Annotated in this window: 19 protein-coding genes; 12 read left to right on the top strand and 7 right to left on the bottom strand. The window is 39.8% G+C overall.

Annotated elements, in window-relative coordinates:
• Positions 1-3 precede the first annotated feature (3 nt).
• The gene (gene glnA / locus HNR43_RS10365; RefSeq protein ID WP_183243654.1) at positions 4-1,338 is read left to right on the top strand and encodes a type I glutamate--ammonia ligase; all 1,335 of its coding nucleotides are present in this window, start codon (positions 4-6) and stop codon (positions 1,336-1,338) included.
• A 39-nt stretch (positions 1,339-1,377) separates the two neighbouring features.
• Here glnA and lexA read toward each other — a convergent pair whose 3' ends face one another.
• Entirely contained in the window at positions 1,378-1,995 is a 618-nt protein-coding gene (gene lexA / locus HNR43_RS10370; RefSeq protein ID WP_183243717.1) for a transcriptional repressor LexA, read from the bottom strand.
• 147 nt (positions 1,996-2,142) lie between these two features.
• On the opposite strand from lexA, the gene yneA reads away from it, so the two are divergent.
• The 8 genes from yneA to HNR43_RS10410 all read left to right on the top strand — a co-directional run bounded on the left by yneA (position 2,143) and on the right by HNR43_RS10410 (position 7,566).
• Positions 2,143-2,445, top strand: coding sequence for a cell division suppressor protein YneA (gene yneA, locus HNR43_RS10375; protein WP_183243656.1), 303 nt, complete (start codon positions 2,143-2,145; stop codon positions 2,443-2,445).
• A gap of 15 nt (positions 2,446-2,460) precedes the next feature.
• A complete protein-coding gene (locus HNR43_RS10380; protein WP_183243658.1) occupies positions 2,461-3,156 on the top strand; it encodes a YneB family resolvase-like protein in 696 nt (231 codons plus the stop codon).
• Positions 3,157-3,162: 6 nt separating this feature from the next.
• Positions 3,163-3,393: a DUF896 domain-containing protein gene (locus tag HNR43_RS10385; RefSeq protein WP_032099542.1), complete on the top strand. Its 231-nt coding sequence runs from the start codon at positions 3,163-3,165 to the stop codon at positions 3,391-3,393.
• A gap of 144 nt (positions 3,394-3,537) precedes the next feature.
• Entirely contained in the window at positions 3,538-5,541 is a 2,004-nt protein-coding gene (gene tkt / locus HNR43_RS10390; protein WP_183243660.1) for a transketolase, read from the top strand.
• A gap of 119 nt (positions 5,542-5,660) precedes the next feature.
• Positions 5,661-5,873 (top strand): YneF family protein, encoded by a 213-nt coding sequence (locus HNR43_RS10395; protein ID WP_003398951.1) that lies wholly within the window; start codon positions 5,661-5,663, stop codon positions 5,871-5,873.
• A gap of 113 nt (positions 5,874-5,986) precedes the next feature.
• Entirely contained in the window at positions 5,987-6,691 is a 705-nt protein-coding gene (locus tag HNR43_RS10400) for a cytochrome c biogenesis CcdA family protein (RefSeq protein ID WP_183243662.1), read from the top strand.
• A 26-nt stretch (positions 6,692-6,717) separates the two neighbouring features.
• On the top strand, positions 6,718-7,077 hold the full coding sequence (locus tag HNR43_RS10405) for a response regulator (RefSeq protein ID WP_183243665.1): 360 nt from the start codon (positions 6,718-6,720) through the stop codon (positions 7,075-7,077).
• Positions 7,078-7,098: 21 nt separating this feature from the next.
• Positions 7,099-7,566: a CcdC family protein gene (locus HNR43_RS10410; protein WP_183243667.1), complete on the top strand. Its 468-nt coding sequence runs from the start codon at positions 7,099-7,101 to the stop codon at positions 7,564-7,566.
• Positions 7,567-7,580: 14 nt separating this feature from the next.
• Here the strand turns inward: HNR43_RS10410 and HNR43_RS10415 are convergent, their stop codons facing one another.
• Both HNR43_RS10415 and HNR43_RS10420 read right to left on the bottom strand, forming a co-directional pair.
• Positions 7,581-8,018 (bottom strand): DUF2621 domain-containing protein, encoded by a 438-nt coding sequence (locus HNR43_RS10415; RefSeq protein WP_183243669.1) that lies wholly within the window; start codon positions 8,016-8,018, stop codon positions 7,581-7,583.
• 78 nt (positions 8,019-8,096) lie between these two features.
• A complete protein-coding gene (locus HNR43_RS10420; protein ID WP_183243671.1) occupies positions 8,097-8,240 on the bottom strand; it encodes a small acid-soluble spore protein P in 144 nt (47 codons plus the stop codon).
• Positions 8,241-8,345: 105 nt separating this feature from the next.
• On the opposite strand from HNR43_RS10420, the gene HNR43_RS10425 reads away from it, so the two are divergent.
• On the top strand, positions 8,346-8,606 hold the full coding sequence (locus HNR43_RS10425) for a hypothetical protein (protein WP_035019584.1): 261 nt from the start codon (positions 8,346-8,348) through the stop codon (positions 8,604-8,606).
• Positions 8,607-8,623: 17 nt separating this feature from the next.
• On the opposite strand, the gene sspO is transcribed toward HNR43_RS10425, so the two are convergent.
• Positions 8,624-8,773, bottom strand: a complete 150-nt coding sequence (gene sspO / locus HNR43_RS10430; RefSeq protein ID WP_032099534.1) for a small acid-soluble spore protein O — start codon at positions 8,771-8,773, stop codon at positions 8,624-8,626.
• A 170-nt stretch (positions 8,774-8,943) separates the two neighbouring features.
• On the opposite strand from sspO, the gene acnA reads away from it, so the two are divergent.
• The gene (gene acnA, locus HNR43_RS10435; RefSeq protein WP_183243673.1) at positions 8,944-11,652 is read left to right on the top strand and encodes an aconitate hydratase AcnA; all 2,709 of its coding nucleotides are present in this window, start codon (positions 8,944-8,946) and stop codon (positions 11,650-11,652) included.
• A gap of 24 nt (positions 11,653-11,676) precedes the next feature.
• On the opposite strand, the gene sspL is transcribed toward acnA, so the two are convergent.
• Positions 11,677-11,808: a small, acid-soluble spore protein L gene (gene sspL / locus HNR43_RS10440; protein WP_035018667.1), complete on the bottom strand. Its 132-nt coding sequence runs from the start codon at positions 11,806-11,808 to the stop codon at positions 11,677-11,679.
• A 65-nt stretch (positions 11,809-11,873) separates the two neighbouring features.
• Here sspL and HNR43_RS10445 point away from each other — a divergent pair, with 65 nt between their 5' ends.
• Entirely contained in the window at positions 11,874-12,344 is a 471-nt protein-coding gene (locus HNR43_RS10445; RefSeq protein ID WP_183243674.1) for a divergent PAP2 family protein, read from the top strand.
• Here HNR43_RS10445 and HNR43_RS10450 read toward each other — a convergent pair.
• Positions 12,339-13,235 carry a DMT family transporter gene (locus tag HNR43_RS10450; protein WP_183243676.1) on the bottom strand — a complete coding sequence of 299 codons (897 nt, stop codon included), beginning with the start codon at positions 13,233-13,235 and terminating at the stop codon, positions 12,339-12,341. The two genes, HNR43_RS10445 and HNR43_RS10450, sit on opposite strands and share 6 nt — an antisense overlap.
• Before the next feature lie 60 nt (positions 13,236-13,295).
• The gene (locus HNR43_RS10455; RefSeq protein ID WP_099669003.1) at positions 13,296-13,979 is read right to left on the bottom strand and encodes a queuosine precursor transporter; all 684 of its coding nucleotides are present in this window, start codon (positions 13,977-13,979) and stop codon (positions 13,296-13,298) included.
• Positions 13,980-14,093: the final 114 nt, after the last annotated feature.

Below are 14,093 nucleotides of genomic sequence, written 5' to 3' on the forward strand. Positions count from 1 at the left end.
TGTATGGGTAAGTACACAAAAGAAGACGTTTTTCGTATTGTAAAGGAAGAGAATGTAAAGTATATTCGCTTGCAGTTTACCGACATTCTCGGCACGATTAAAAACGTGGAAATTCCAGTAAGTCAGCTACAAAAAGCGCTCGATAATAAAATGATGTTTGATGGATCATCGATCGAGGGATTTGTTCGCATCGAAGAATCGGATATGTACTTATATCCAGATTTAGATACATTCGTTATTTTCCCGTGGACAGCTGAAAAAGGGAAAGTGGCACGTTTTATTTGTGACATTTATAACCCAGATGGTACTCCATTTGAAGGGTGTCCGCGTTATAACTTAAAACGTGTATTGAAAGAAATGGAAGATCTTGGTTTCACTGAATTTAACTTAGGTCCAGAGCCGGAGTTTTTCTTATTTAAGTTGGATGAAAAAGGAGAGCCGACGTTAGAATTAAACGATAATGGTGGTTACTTTGACTTAGCACCAACGGATTTAGGTGAAAACTGCCGTCGTGATATCGTATTAGAGCTAGAAGAGATGGGCTTTGAAATTGAAGCATCTCACCATGAAGTTGCGCCAGGGCAACATGAAATTGACTTTAAGTATGCCAATGCCGTAAAAGCGTGTGACGACATTCAAACGTTTAAACTTGTTGTAAAAACGGTCGCGCGTAAACACGGTTTACATGCAACGTTTATGCCAAAACCGCTCTTTGGTGTGAACGGTTCTGGTATGCATTGTAATTTATCGCTCTTTAAAAATGGTGAAAATGCCTTCTTTGATCCAAACGGTCAATTGCAACTAAGCGAAACAGCATTGCAGTTTATCGCAGGTGTGTTAAAGCACGCGCCAAACTTCACAGCAGTAACGAACCCAACAGTAAATTCATACAAACGTCTCGTTCCAGGATATGAGGCACCTTGTTACGTTGCGTGGTCAGCACGCAACCGTAGTCCGCTCATTCGCATTCCTGCGTCACGTGGCATGAGTACGCGCATTGAAGTGCGTAGCGTAGACCCTGCAGCTAATCCATATTTGGCAATGGCTGTATTATTGGCAGCTGGACTAGATGGAATTAAAAATAAATTAACACCTCCTGCCCCAGTTGATCGCAATATTTACGTGATGACAAAGGAGGAACGCTTAGAAGAAGGTATTGTTGACTTGCCTGCAACATTAGCAGAAGCGCTTCAAAACTTAAAGTCGGATGAAGTAATTGTTAATGCGCTTGGTAAGCATTTGTTCGAACACTTCGTCGAAGCGAAAGAAATTGAATGGGATATGTTCCGTACTGCAGTACATCCATGGGAACGTGAGCAATATATGAGCCTTTACTAAAAAAGCTAACGGTTTTTCCGTTAGCTTTTTTATGTTCTCTTAATGAATAGCACGATATACACCTATAACTTTTCCTAAAATTGTGGCATTTTGAACAATAATTGGTTCCATCGTTGAATTTTCAGGTTGCAAACGGATATAGTCTTTTTCTTTAAAAAATCGTTTCACTGTCGCCTCATGATCTTCAGTCATCGCTACAACGATATCTCCGTTATTAGCGGTTTGTTGTTGACGAACGATCACATAATCTCCGTCTAAAATACCGGCTTCAATCATGCTTTCTCCGACAATTTGTAGCATAAATACTTGATCATCTGGTGAGACGAACCGTTCTGGAAGAGGAAAATATTCTTCAATGTTTTCAATCGCAGTAATTGGTTGTCCGGCTGTGACTTTTCCAACGATTGGAACATTGATGACATTGGTTTTCGGGATGGATTCGTGCTCGTCCAAAATCTCAATAGCTCGAGGTTTTGTAGGATCGCGTCGAATGAAGCCTTTACTTTCTAAACGAGCTAAATGGCCGTGGACGGTAGAACTCGAGGCTAAACCAACGGCTTCGCCAATTTCTCTTACTGACGGTGGATACCCCTTTGTGCGCACTTCTTGTTTAATAAAGTCCAAAATTTGTTGTTGCCGTTTTGACAATTTCGTCATCATTATACACCTCTTCCTTTTCAATCTTTGCCCATATTATAACATAATTTTGTATGTTAATACAAACATAAGTTCGAAAAAATAGTTGACACGAACAGAAGTTCTCGTTATTATGTATACAAACAAATGTTCTAGGGGGTAGGTTGTATGGGGAAAATACATTATGTGATGATGGTTTTGTTTAGTGTACTATTTGTATGGGCATTTTTACACGTAACACAATCTGTTGATAAAGAAAAATATGTTGAAATTACGGTATCAGCCGGCGATACGTTATGGGAGCTTGCAGATCAATATAAACATGAGCATCAATTGTCGCACCAGCAATTTATTGAATGGGTGATGAAAGTGAATGGACGTTCGGATGATCGATTAATCGTTGGTGAGAAAATTGTCATTCCTGTGTTAAAATCAAATCGTGAAAATCAACTTGTTGCTAACAAACCATAGAGAAAGGGATGACGGATGAACGCAATTATTTATTGTCGAGTAAGTACGACAAAACAGGCGCAAGAAACATCGTTACAAAGACAAAAAGAGGAGCTTGAAAAGTTAGCCCAAGAATATGAAATGAATATTATCAAGATCATTGAAGAACAGGCAAGTGGCTATGACATTGAACGTGTAGGGATTATGGAGTTGCTTGATGCCATTAAACAACATCGGATTGATGTCGTTCTTGTTCAAGATGAAACAAGGCTTGGACGAGGAAATGCAAAAATTGCGCTCCTCCGTTGTTTACAAAAAGAAGGTATTCGCGTGTATACAGTTAGTCATCGCGGAGAGCTCCAGTTGTCAGAAGCAGATTCGATGGTGTTAGAAATCATTAGTATTGTAGAGGAATATCAAAGAAAAATACATAACTTAAAAATTAAACGTGGGATGCAACGAGCTGTTCAAAACGGCTATCGACCGGAAAATAATTTGCGCAATGTTGGCGAACAGGCCGGACGAGATCGAAAAGACGTACCGATAGAAGACATTGTTCGTTTGCGCCAAAATCGCTTAACGTTCGCAGAAATTGCGGCCATGCTCCGTTCACTAGGGTATGATGTATCAAAAGCGACCGTTCACCGCCGATACAAAGAATATGAACAACTTGTCAACAAAGAAAAGTTTTTGTATGATGATACGAGTGAAAAAGTCAATACGAAGGAATGAGGTTGAATGTTGTCTTCTGAAAAAATAGCACGAATTAATGCGCTAGCTAAAAAAGCAAAAGTAGAAGGTCTTACAGATGAAGAAAAACAAGAACAGCTTCAACTCCGTACGGAGTATATTGCTGCCTTTCGAGCGTCAATGATCGAAACGTTGCATGCTGTAAAAGTTATCGATCCAAATGGCAATGATGTTACACCAAAAAAATTAAAGGACAGTAAGAAAAAACGTTTGCATTAATGTGCTTATCATGGAGAACATACTACATAGATGTTCTCTTTTTTCGTTGGTTTGTCAAAAAAAATGTTGTGAACCATTGTACATTTTACGAACTTTTCTATATCATAAAAGGTGAGAATGCTTGCAAACGAAAGGATGAAAAGAATGACACACTCTATCGAACAATTATCAATTACAGCCATTCGTACGTTGTCAATTGATGCTATTGAAAAAGCAAATTCCGGTCACCCAGGCATGCCAATGGGTGCAGCGCCAATGGCGTATACATTATGGACGAAGTTTATGAATCATAATCCACGCAATCCAAAATGGTTCAATCGAGATCGCTTTGTATTATCAGCAGGGCATGGTTCAATGTTATTGTATAGCTTGCTCCATTTAAGCGGTTACGACGTCACAATGGAAGATATTAAACAGTTTCGTCAATGGGGAAGTAAAACACCGGGACATCCAGAATACGGTCATACGCCAGGTGTCGAAGCAACGACTGGACCGCTTGGGCAAGGGATTGCGATGGCTGTCGGAATGGCGATGGCAGAGCGTCATTTGGCGGCTACATACAACAAAGATAACTTCGAAATCATCAATCACTTTACATATGCCATTTGCGGTGACGGTGACTTAATGGAAGGGGTTTCTGCAGAAGCTGCTTCGTTAGCTGGTCACTTAAAACTCGGTCGCCTCATTGTCCTTTATGATTCGAATGATATTTCGCTAGATGGTGAATTAAATCTTTCGTTTTCGGAAAGTGTAGAACAACGTTTCAAAGCGTACGGATGGCAATATATTCGTGTAGAAGATGGTAATAACATCGAGGAAATTGCTCGAGCTATTGCTGAAGCTCAAAAAGATTTAGAACACCCGACATTAATTGAAGTGAAAACAACAATCGGTTACGGTTCACCAAACAAGGCAGGAACAGCAGATGTACATGGTGCCCCGCTTGGGAAAGATGAAATTAAGCTAACAAAACAAGCATATAAATGGACGTTTGAAGAAGATTTTTATGTTCCAGACGAAGTGTATGCTCATTTTGAAAAAGTAGTAAAAGAAGCCGGAGAGAAAAAGGAAGCAGAGTGGAATGCTTTATTTGCTGAATATGAAAAGGCGTATCCAGACTTAGCAAAACAATTACGCATGGCGATTGATGGCAAACTTCCTGAAGGATGGGAAAAAGAGTTACCGGTATATGTAGAAGGAAAAAGTCTAGCGACACGTGCTTCTTCTGGAGAAGTACTGAATGCAATCGCAAAAGTCGTACCACAATTTTTAGGTGGATCCGCAGACTTAGCAGGTTCAAATAAAACGTTGATTAAAGGAGCAGGGGACTTCTTACCTGGAAGTTATGAAGGTCGTAACATTTGGTTTGGTGTACGTGAATTTGCGATGGGCGCAGCGTTAAATGGTATGGCGCTTCACGGCGGTGTGAAAGTGTACGGTGGTACGTTCTTCGTCTTTTCAGATTATTTACGTCCAGCGATTCGACTTGCTGCGCTTATGGGATTACCTGTCACATATGTATTTACACATGACAGCATTGCGGTTGGTGAAGATGGTCCAACGCACGAACCAATTGAACAACTCGCTTCATTAAGAGCGATGCCGAATGTATGTGTCATTCGTCCAGCAGATGCAAACGAAACAGCAGCTGCATGGCGATTAGCTGTAGAATCCACAGATCGTCCGACGGCACTTGTGTTGACACGTCAAAATCTTCCTACCCTAGCGACGACAGCGGAACGTGCATATGAAGGAGTGAAAAAAGGAGCGTACGTTGTTTCTGAAGCGCAAGGGGAAGTACAAGCATTATTGCTTGCATCTGGTTCAGAAGTGAGCTTAGCGGTAGAAGCACAAAAAGCGTTAGCGAATGAAGGTATTCATGTTTCTGTTGTAAGCATGCCTTCATGGGATCGTTTTGAAGCGCAACCAGCGCAATATAAAGAGAGTGTCATTCCAAAGCATGTGAAAAAGCGTCTTGCTATCGAAATGGGTTCATCTCTTGGTTGGGAGCGCTATACAGGTGATGAAGGTGATATTTTAGCTATCGATCGCTTCGGAGCCTCGGCACCTGGTGAAAAAATTATGCAAGAATATGGATTTACAGTGGAAAACGTCGTGGCACGAGTTAAAGCATTATTAGACAAATAATAAAACGGGGAGCATATCTCCCCGTTTTATTATCGAATAAAGATTTTTTACTGAACATATTGTACAAACCGTTATTGTTTAGTATAGTGTAATGTAGACAACATGAAGGAGGAAAAAATATGTGGGAAATGATTTTAGTAGGCATTGTAGCGCTTGCTGCTGGCGTTGCCCTAGGATTTTTTATTGCGCGTAAAACAATGATGAACTACTTAAAGAAAAATCCACCGATTAATGAGCAAATGATTCGAATGATGATGATGCAAATGGGTATGACTCCATCCCAGAAGAAAATTAATCAAATGATGAAAGCGATGAACAACCAATTAAAATAAAAGCAAGGCACTCGTGACGAGTGTCTTTTTTAGCACAGGAAGAAGCTGTTGCTCGTATTTGTATTTTTTTGATAAAATATGATTAAATGAAGGAAGAATGGAGTGTCAATCATATGGACATTCAACTGCTTGTTGCGTTTGGGGCAGGTGTGCTTTCGTTTATATCCCCATGCTGCTTACCACTTTATCCAGCTTTTTTATCATATATTACAGGAATTTCTGTTAGTGATTTAAAATCCGATTATGCATTGTTACAAAAAAGAAGTTTGTTACATACGTTATTTTTTTTGCTTGGATTTTCATTTATTTTTATCGCCATTGGTTTTGGTACATCTATGCTTGGACGATTTTTTCATACATACCAAGATCTCATTCGTCAAATTGGTGCAATATTGATGGTATTTTTCGGATTTGTTATTATCGGCATCTTTAAGCCCACCTTTTTAATGACTGATCGTCGTTTATCATTTCAACAACGTCCATCAGGTTACATTGGCTCTTTTCTTATTGGTATGGCGTTCGCTGCTGGTTGGACGCCGTGTACAGGTCCGATTTTAGTATCGGTCATTGCTCTAGCAGCGACGAACCCAAGTTTAGGTGTTGTTTATATGACGGCCTATTCTCTTGGTTTTGCTTTGCCGTTTTTACTTTTATCTTTTTTTATTGGAAAAATGGGTTGGATTCGAAGACATCATGTTAAGCTAATGAAAGTCGGTGGATATGTCATGATTGGTATGGGGGTTGTATTGTTTTTTGACTGGATGACGAAAATCACGATTTATATAACAAATATATTTGGTGGCTTTACAGGTTTCTAGTTTCTTAGGGTGTGGAGGGAAAGAAAATGGCGAGAATTTTAATTGTCGATGATGCAAAATTTATGCGCATGACATTAGCGAATATTTTAAAAAAAGCAAATCATGAAGTGATTGGGGAAGCGGAAAACGGGCAAGAAGCTATTGAGCTCTATATACAGTTAAAGCCAGATGTGGTGACACTCGATATTACGATGCCAGTGATGAGTGGACTTGAAGCTGTCAAGGAAATTAAACTGCATGATCCGGATGCAAAAATTATTATGTGTTCAGCAATGGGACAACAAAAGATGGTCGTTGAAGCCATTGAAGCAGGAGCGCTAGATTTTATCGTAAAACCATTTGATGAAAGTCGCGTCATGGAAGCTATTCAACGTGTGTTACAGTAAGATGGGAAAGGAAGATTTACTTTGGCTATTTTTAGTTCGGTATTTGCGGTAGTTATGGCTGGACTCGTTTTTTTTATTCGTATGAAGGCAGCTGAAAAACCGACAAACGCCAAAAAAATTATATTACCCCCTATTTTTATGAGCACAGGTGCTCTTATGTTTCTTCATCCGATGTTTCGGGTAACGGCGCTAGAATGTGTAGAAGCAATTTTTGTTGGAGCGCTTTTTTCTATTTTGTTAATTAAAACATCTTCGTTTGAAGTTCGAGGCAACGACATTTATTTACAACGATCGAAAGCGTTCGTTTTTATTTTTGTTGGTTTAATTGTATTGCGTCTAGCTCTAAAAACATATTTAAGTCGCACCATTGAGTACGAAGAACTCGCGGGAATGTTTTGGATTTTAGCCTTCTCCATGATCGTTCCGTGGCGCATAGCGATGTATACATCGTATCGTCGACTTCAACGTGAAATAAAAGAAAAAAGCTAATCAGCAATAGGCGATTAGCTTTTTTTTGCTAGTAAATGCTCGTATTTTGTAAAATCAATTTGCTTTTCTCGTAGCGCTTTCATTAAAAATTTATGATCCCGTTTTGGTGTGGCGAGAATATAGCCACGGACAACTAAATCTTCTGTAATTCGATTCGCTTTCTCTTGTAACGCCAACTCGCCAATTTTGCCAGCGATTTTTTGGCGAGCCACATCACGAAACAGCTCTGGAACAGGACGAACTAAATCTTCAAGTAACTCTTTTTCTTTTTCAGACCATAAATGACGCGTTTGTTCAATGTAATACTCTTGCCAGTCTAATTCAGATTTCCCATCTTCTTTTGGCAAACGTTTTAAAAATTTTCGAAACATAAAAAACCCACCGATCGACATCATAACAAGAAGAAAAACGACCCAAAATAAAATAAACCATAAAAACCAACCTGTTAGCATACATTCCACCTCAACGTTTATTATGTAAAAAAATAATAACGGAATCAAGTAAAAGAGCTGACAATGGCGTCAGCTCTTTTACATATCGTGACTTGAGTTATGCTTTTGACGGGTATGATTCTGATTTTTTACTTTTTTTGAACCACTAAGTGGTTCTGGTTGTCCCGAGTTATCTCCTTTTGGAGCATTTTTGCGCATATCTTTGCTTGTATTTTTGTTCATGTGGATACACTCCTTTCTTTCATATGATGGCATGATAAACGGTATTTATGCATATTTCGTCCGTGAATAGGCACGATAATAGTAAAAAGAGAGGAAGTGAATAACATGCCTTACCATAAAAACAAACAACAAGCATTTGAAGCTGCGCAACAAGGAACAATGGAGGCAAAAGAATGGTATGATCATCTTGTGAAAAGTGATGCAGATTACGGAAGTCAATTGCACCACTTAAAACAGGAGGTAAATGAGGCGTTTGAGCAAATTAATAACGCACTCGAAGTAGCTTCCGAAAAACAAAGAAAACAGCTTGAACAATTTCGTCACGACTTGCAAGCAATTGTGGACGAAGTGAACATGTATGAATAATCCCGCTTCGAGCGGGATTATTGATTTTTCTTCCGTTTTTTATTATTTTGTTTTTGGGCTTCTGTTAGCGGTTCATTGGAAAACTCTTCATTGTAGCCCGCACCTTTTCCTTGTGCGCTCGCATCGTTCATGCCAGGAATGACATGATTCGCTTTTCTCTTTACCATCTTTTTTCACCTCCTACAACTATTGTTGGAAAGAGAGCAAAAAAATATGCATTTATCTGAAACTTATAAACAATTATTATTTACTTATGTAGAGCATTGTATTAAGATAAAAGCGTAGGAATTTTGTGGGTGTGGGAGAAGATGATTTGTTTAGAAGGGGGTAATACATAATGGTGAAAAATGATGTGTTTCAAGCGCGTTCTACATTTGAGGTAAACGGAAAAAAATATCATTACTATCGCTTGCAAGCGCTTGAAGAAGCAGGAATCGGGAACGTATCACGTCTTCCGTATTCCATTAAAGTACTTCTTGAATCAGTACTTCGTCAAGTTGATGGACGTGTCATTACGAAAGAGCATGTTGAAAATTTAGCGAAATGGGGAACGAGCGAACTAAAAGATGTAGATGTTCCATTTAAACCGTCTCGCGTTATTTTGCAAGACTTTACAGGTGTTCCTGCTGTTGTTGATTTAGCATCTATGCGCAAAGCGATGGCGGACATCGGTGGAGATCCGTATGAAATTAACCCCGAAATTCCTGTTGATCTTGTGATTGACCACTCTGTTCAAGTGGATAAGGCTGGAACAGAAGATGCGCTCGAGTACAACATGAATTTAGAATTTGAGCGCAATGCAGAACGCTATAAGTTTTTAAAGTGGGCACAAAAAGCGTTTAGCAACTATCGTGCTGTTCCTCCAGCAACGGGTATTGTTCACCAAGTTAACTTAGAGTATTTGGCGAATGTAGTGCATGTTGTTGAAGGGGAAAATGGTGAGTATGAGGCGTTCCCGGATACGCTTGTCGGTACAGACTCCCACACAACGATGATTAATGGCATTGGTGTACTCGGTTGGGGCGTTGGTGGTATCGAAGCAGAAGCAGGTATGCTTGGACAACCTTCTTACTTCCCAGTACCAGAAGTGATCGGTGTACGTTTAACAGGAAAATTACCAAACGGTACGACAGCAACAGACCTTGCGTTAAAAGTGACACAAGTGTTGCGGAAAAAAGGGGTTGTCGGTAAATTCGTTGAGTTTTTCGGCCCAGGTGTTGCGACGCTACCATTAGCCGATCGTGCAACAGTAGCGAACATGGCACCTGAATATGGTGCGACATGTGGCTTCTTCCCTGTTGACGCAGAGGCGCTTGATTACTTGCGTTTAACAGGTCGTGACGAGCAACATGTGCAAGTGGTTGAAGCATATTGTAAAGCAAACGGTTTGTTCTATACGCCAGATACACAAGAGCCTGTATTTACAGATGTTGTTGAAATTGACTTATCAGAAATTGAACCAAATCTTTCTGGACCAAAGCGTCCACAAGATTTAATTCCGCTTTCAAAAATGAAAGAATCGTTCCGTCAAGCTGTCGTTTCTCCACAAGGAAACCAAGGTTTTGGCTTGACTGAGGCGGATTTTGATAAAGAAATAACAGTTACGTTAAACGGCGAAGAAATAAAAATGAAAACAGGTGCGATCGCGATTGCAGCGATTACAAGCTGTACGAACACATCTAACCCATATGTGTTAATCGGTGCAGGACTAGTAGCCAAAAAAGCGGTAGAAAAAGGGTTGAAAGTGCCGAAATACGTAAAAACATCGCTTGCACCTGGTTCAAAAGTTGTCACAGGGTACTTAAAAGATTCAGGTCTTCTCCCTTACCTAGAGCAAATTGGCTTTAATATCGTCGGTTACGGTTGTACAACATGTATCGGTAACTCTGGTCCACTTGCTCCAGAGCTTGAAAAGGCGATTGCAGAAAATGATTTGCTCGTAACAAGCGTATTGTCTGGTAACAGAAACTTTGAAGGGCGCATTCATCCGCTCGTCAAAGGCAACTATTTAGCGTCACCACCGCTTGTTGTGGCATATGCACTAGCTGGAACCGTCGACATCGATTTATTAAATGATCCGATCGGTAAAGATCAAAATGGAAATGATGTGTACTTTAACGATATTTGGCCATCTACTGAAGAAGTGAAAGAAGTTATAAAACAAGTGGTGACACCAGAATTGTTCCGTAAAGAATACGAGCGAGTATTTGACGATAACGCGCGTTGGAATGCGATTGAAACGACGGACGAGCCACTTTATCAATGGGATGAAAATTCAACGTACATTCAAAATCCACCATTCTTTGAAGGATTATCGCCAGAAGTGGAAGAAGTAAAACCACTTACTGGTTTGAGAGTGGTTGGTAAGTTTGGTGACTCTGTTACAACAGACCACATTTCACCAGCTGGGTCAATTGGTGTAAATACACCAGCAGGACAATATTTGATTTCTAAAGGTGTCGATCCAAAAGATTTCAACTCGTATGGGTCTCGTCGTGGTAACCATGAAGTCATGATGCGAGGTACGTTTGCTAACATTCGTATTCGTAACCAAATTGCACCTGGTACAGAAGGTGGCTATACAACATATTGGCCAACAGGAGAAGTCATGTCGATTTACGATGCATGCATGAAATATAAACAAGATGGCACAGGACTTGTTGTCATCGCTGGTAAAGACTACGGAATGGGAAGTTCGCGTGACTGGGCAGCAAAAGGAACGTACTTGCTTGGTATTAAAACAGTTATTGCTGAAAGTTTTGAGCGCATCCACCGTTCAAACCTTGTACTTATGGGTGTATTACCACTTCAATTCAAAGAAGGGGAAAATGCTGAGACGCTTGGATTGACGGGTAAAGAAGTATTTGAAGTGCATATTGATGAAAACGTCAAACCGCGCGACTACGTCAAGGTAACAGCAACAGACGAACAAGGAAACAAAAAAGAATTTGAAGTACTTGTTCGTTTCGATAGCGAAGTAGAAATCGACTACTATCGTCACGGTGGTATTTTACCGATGGTATTACGTGGAAAATTAAAACGATAAGAAGAGAGCGGGTTGCTCTCTTCTTTATTTTGTGTTCGTCTTTTTCGCTGCGTTTTCTAATGCACTTTTTGGATCAGGAGTAAATGTAGCATCATATCCTTGTGGATTGACGCTTGGAGCGTTTTGTCCACGATTTCTTCCGTTATTTTTACTCATCATGTCCACCTCCTGCGCATATTGTATCCGTCTTTTTCGAAAAATATATGCAAGGAGGCAAGGACATGAATCGAGCCATTCAAACCGCATTATGTACGATTGCGTTAGCGCAATTTTTAAAAATTCCATTGACGAAAAGAAAAACGAAAAAGTGGGATTGGTCGGTTTTTTTTGAAACAGGGGGCATGCCCAGTTCGCATTCTGCGGGTGTTGCTTCACTGGCCACATATGTTGCTTTAAAACGGGGAGTGCATAGTATAGACTTTGCTCTTGCAGCCATTTTTGGTTTAATTGTTATGTATGATGCTCAAGGTGTACGTCATCAAGCAGGAGAGCTAGCTATTCGTGTGAACGAATTAACTGAAGAGATTGAGCGGTTAAAAGGTGCCCAAGATGATGGAAAGCTGGATCGAAAAGGAGATTTGTTGCGCGAACGGCTTGGTCATCAACCAATTGAAGTCATTGGCGGGGCGTTTCTTGGTATCGCCACAGGGGGATTATCTTATGTAATAAGTAGATGGAAGCGCTCGCTATGAAAGGCGAGCGCTCTTTTTTCTTTGCCATATATGTTGAGGAAGTTCAGATAATACCATCCCTAATAAAATAAGCCCAGCTCCAAATAAAGCTGCTTGTTGAAGGCGTTCATCATTCCATATATATGCAGTCAAAGCGGCAAAAACAGGTTCGAGAGCAAAAATTAAAGCAACACGCGTTGGAGATGTATATTGTTGAAAATGTGTTTGAATAAAGAAAGCAATCGTTGTTGCGAACAGTGCGGTAATGAGTAGAGCCATCCATACATCAAATTCAAAAAAAGTGGTGAGCGGAATAAGAGACCAGTCTTCAAGCCAATATGAACATATAAAACAAACGATGGATACAGTTTGAACTTGAACAGTAGTTAGTAGGATAGATGAAAATTTTGTTGCATATATGCTCGTTGTTACGATATGTAGCGCAAAAGCGATAGCACATAAAAAGATGAACACATCCCCTTTATTGATTGACATATCCCCGCTTGTGGTTAAAAGATATAGTCCGCATGTAGCGAGTACGCTTCCGACAACGGCGTTAAACGAAGGTTTTTGCTTTAAAATGATAAATGAAAGGAAAGGAACGATAACAACATTTAATCCGGTAATGAATCCAGCTTTTGACGAAGTAGTATACAATAAGCCAATTGTTTGAAAGGCATATCCAAGACATAACCATATGCCAAGAATCAATCCAGCACGGACGAGTTGTCGATCTAGAGGCTTGCGCTCGAAGATAAATACCCAAATCCATAACAATACACTTGCGATCGCAAAACGTACGCCATTAAACATTAATGGAGGTAAAAAAGCAATGGCGTTTTGAACGACGACAAACGTAGCACCCCAAACGAATGCAACAAACAATAGACTAACGTCAGCTTTGTATTTCATTTGACTCTCCTTTGCAAAAAAATGTTGTATAAGACCGAAGTCTCATACAACATTTTACCATCATTCTGTATATTTTGGAGATATTTTTTTTGCAAAATATACAAACGGTGTATCTAACATTGCAACAATCCATTTTAGTACATACGTCGTAATAAAAATTTGTATCCAATCATGCAATGGAAATACACCGAGAAATGCAATGGATGTGAAAACGAGCGTATCGATCAATTGGCTAATCATTGTGCTTCCGTTATTACGAATCCAGAGTTGAGAATCGCGCGGAAACTTCTTTTTAAACCAATGAAATAAGTGAACATCAAGCGATTGACTAATTAAAAAAGCAAGCAAACTACCAACGGCGATACGTGGTAACAAACCAAAGATCGTTTCTAAAGCTGGTTGAGCAAAGTCGCTCGCATGCGGCTTAAATAATAAAGCGATTTGCATGACGATTGTGAGTGAAATAAGTGTAAAAAAGCCGAGCCATACCGCTTTTTGTGCTTCTTTTTTTCCGTATTTTTCACTCAAAATGTCTGTCACTAAAAAAGCGGTCCCGTACATGACGTTTCCAAGTGTAGCTGTCATCCCGAGCAATTCAACCGTTTTAACGACTTGTAAATTAGCGACAACAGTAGAAAAGCCAATCCATACGAATAAACCTGAGCGACCAAAGAAACGATAAATGAGCAACACAAGTGAAAATGTGACGATGGCAGAAAAAAGACCGAGTATTTCGTTAAACATCGTGATCCCTCCTCGTATGAAAATATAAAGACACAAACGATATTATACAACTGACATCATTTTTTGTCTAAACTGTTATAATAAAATAAAAAGAAAAGGTGAGCAATATGAAGG

The sequence above is a fragment of the Anoxybacillus mongoliensis genome (assembly GCF_014201515.1).
Taxonomy (GTDB): Bacteria; Bacillota; Bacilli; order Bacillales; family Anoxybacillaceae; genus Anoxybacillus; species Anoxybacillus mongoliensis.

Coding starts and splice junctions, on each gene's coding strand:
- sspO (WP_032099534.1), bottom strand. CDS start 8,773: ATGGTAAAGAGAAAAGCGAATCATGTCATTCCTGGCATGAACGATGCG.
- HNR43_RS10420 (WP_183243671.1), bottom strand. CDS start 8,240: ATGAACAAAAATACAAGCAAAGATATGCGCAAAAATGCTCCAAAAGGA.
- sspL (WP_035018667.1), bottom strand. CDS start 11,808: ATGAGTAAAAATAACGGAAGAAATCGTGGACAAAACGCTCCAAGCGTC.
- lexA (WP_183243717.1), bottom strand. CDS start 1,995: ATGACGAAATTGTCAAAACGGCAACAACAAATTTTGGACTTTATTAAA.
- HNR43_RS10455 (WP_099669003.1), bottom strand. CDS start 13,979: ATGTTTAACGAAATACTCGGTCTTTTTTCTGCCATCGTCACATTTTCA.
- HNR43_RS10385 (WP_032099542.1), top strand. CDS start 3,163: ATGTTGTCTTCTGAAAAAATAGCACGAATTAATGCGCTAGCTAAAAAA.
- HNR43_RS10425 (WP_035019584.1), top strand. CDS start 8,346: ATGCCTTACCATAAAAACAAACAACAAGCATTTGAAGCTGCGCAACAA.
- yneA (WP_183243656.1), top strand. CDS start 2,143: ATGGGGAAAATACATTATGTGATGATGGTTTTGTTTAGTGTACTATTT.
- acnA (WP_183243673.1), top strand. CDS start 8,944: ATGGTGAAAAATGATGTGTTTCAAGCGCGTTCTACATTTGAGGTAAAC.
- HNR43_RS10415 (WP_183243669.1), bottom strand. CDS start 8,018: ATGCTAACAGGTTGGTTTTTATGGTTTATTTTATTTTGGGTCGTTTTT.
- HNR43_RS10400 (WP_183243662.1), top strand. CDS start 5,987: ATGGACATTCAACTGCTTGTTGCGTTTGGGGCAGGTGTGCTTTCGTTT.
- glnA (WP_183243654.1), top strand. CDS start 4: ATGGGTAAGTACACAAAAGAAGACGTTTTTCGTATTGTAAAGGAAGAG.
- HNR43_RS10395 (WP_003398951.1), top strand. CDS start 5,661: ATGTGGGAAATGATTTTAGTAGGCATTGTAGCGCTTGCTGCTGGCGTT.
- HNR43_RS10380 (WP_183243658.1), top strand. CDS start 2,461: ATGAACGCAATTATTTATTGTCGAGTAAGTACGACAAAACAGGCGCAA.
- HNR43_RS10450 (WP_183243676.1), bottom strand. CDS start 13,235: ATGAAATACAAAGCTGACGTTAGTCTATTGTTTGTTGCATTCGTTTGG.
- tkt (WP_183243660.1), top strand. CDS start 3,538: ATGACACACTCTATCGAACAATTATCAATTACAGCCATTCGTACGTTG.
- HNR43_RS10445 (WP_183243674.1), top strand. CDS start 11,874: ATGAATCGAGCCATTCAAACCGCATTATGTACGATTGCGTTAGCGCAA.
- HNR43_RS10405 (WP_183243665.1), top strand. CDS start 6,718: ATGGCGAGAATTTTAATTGTCGATGATGCAAAATTTATGCGCATGACA.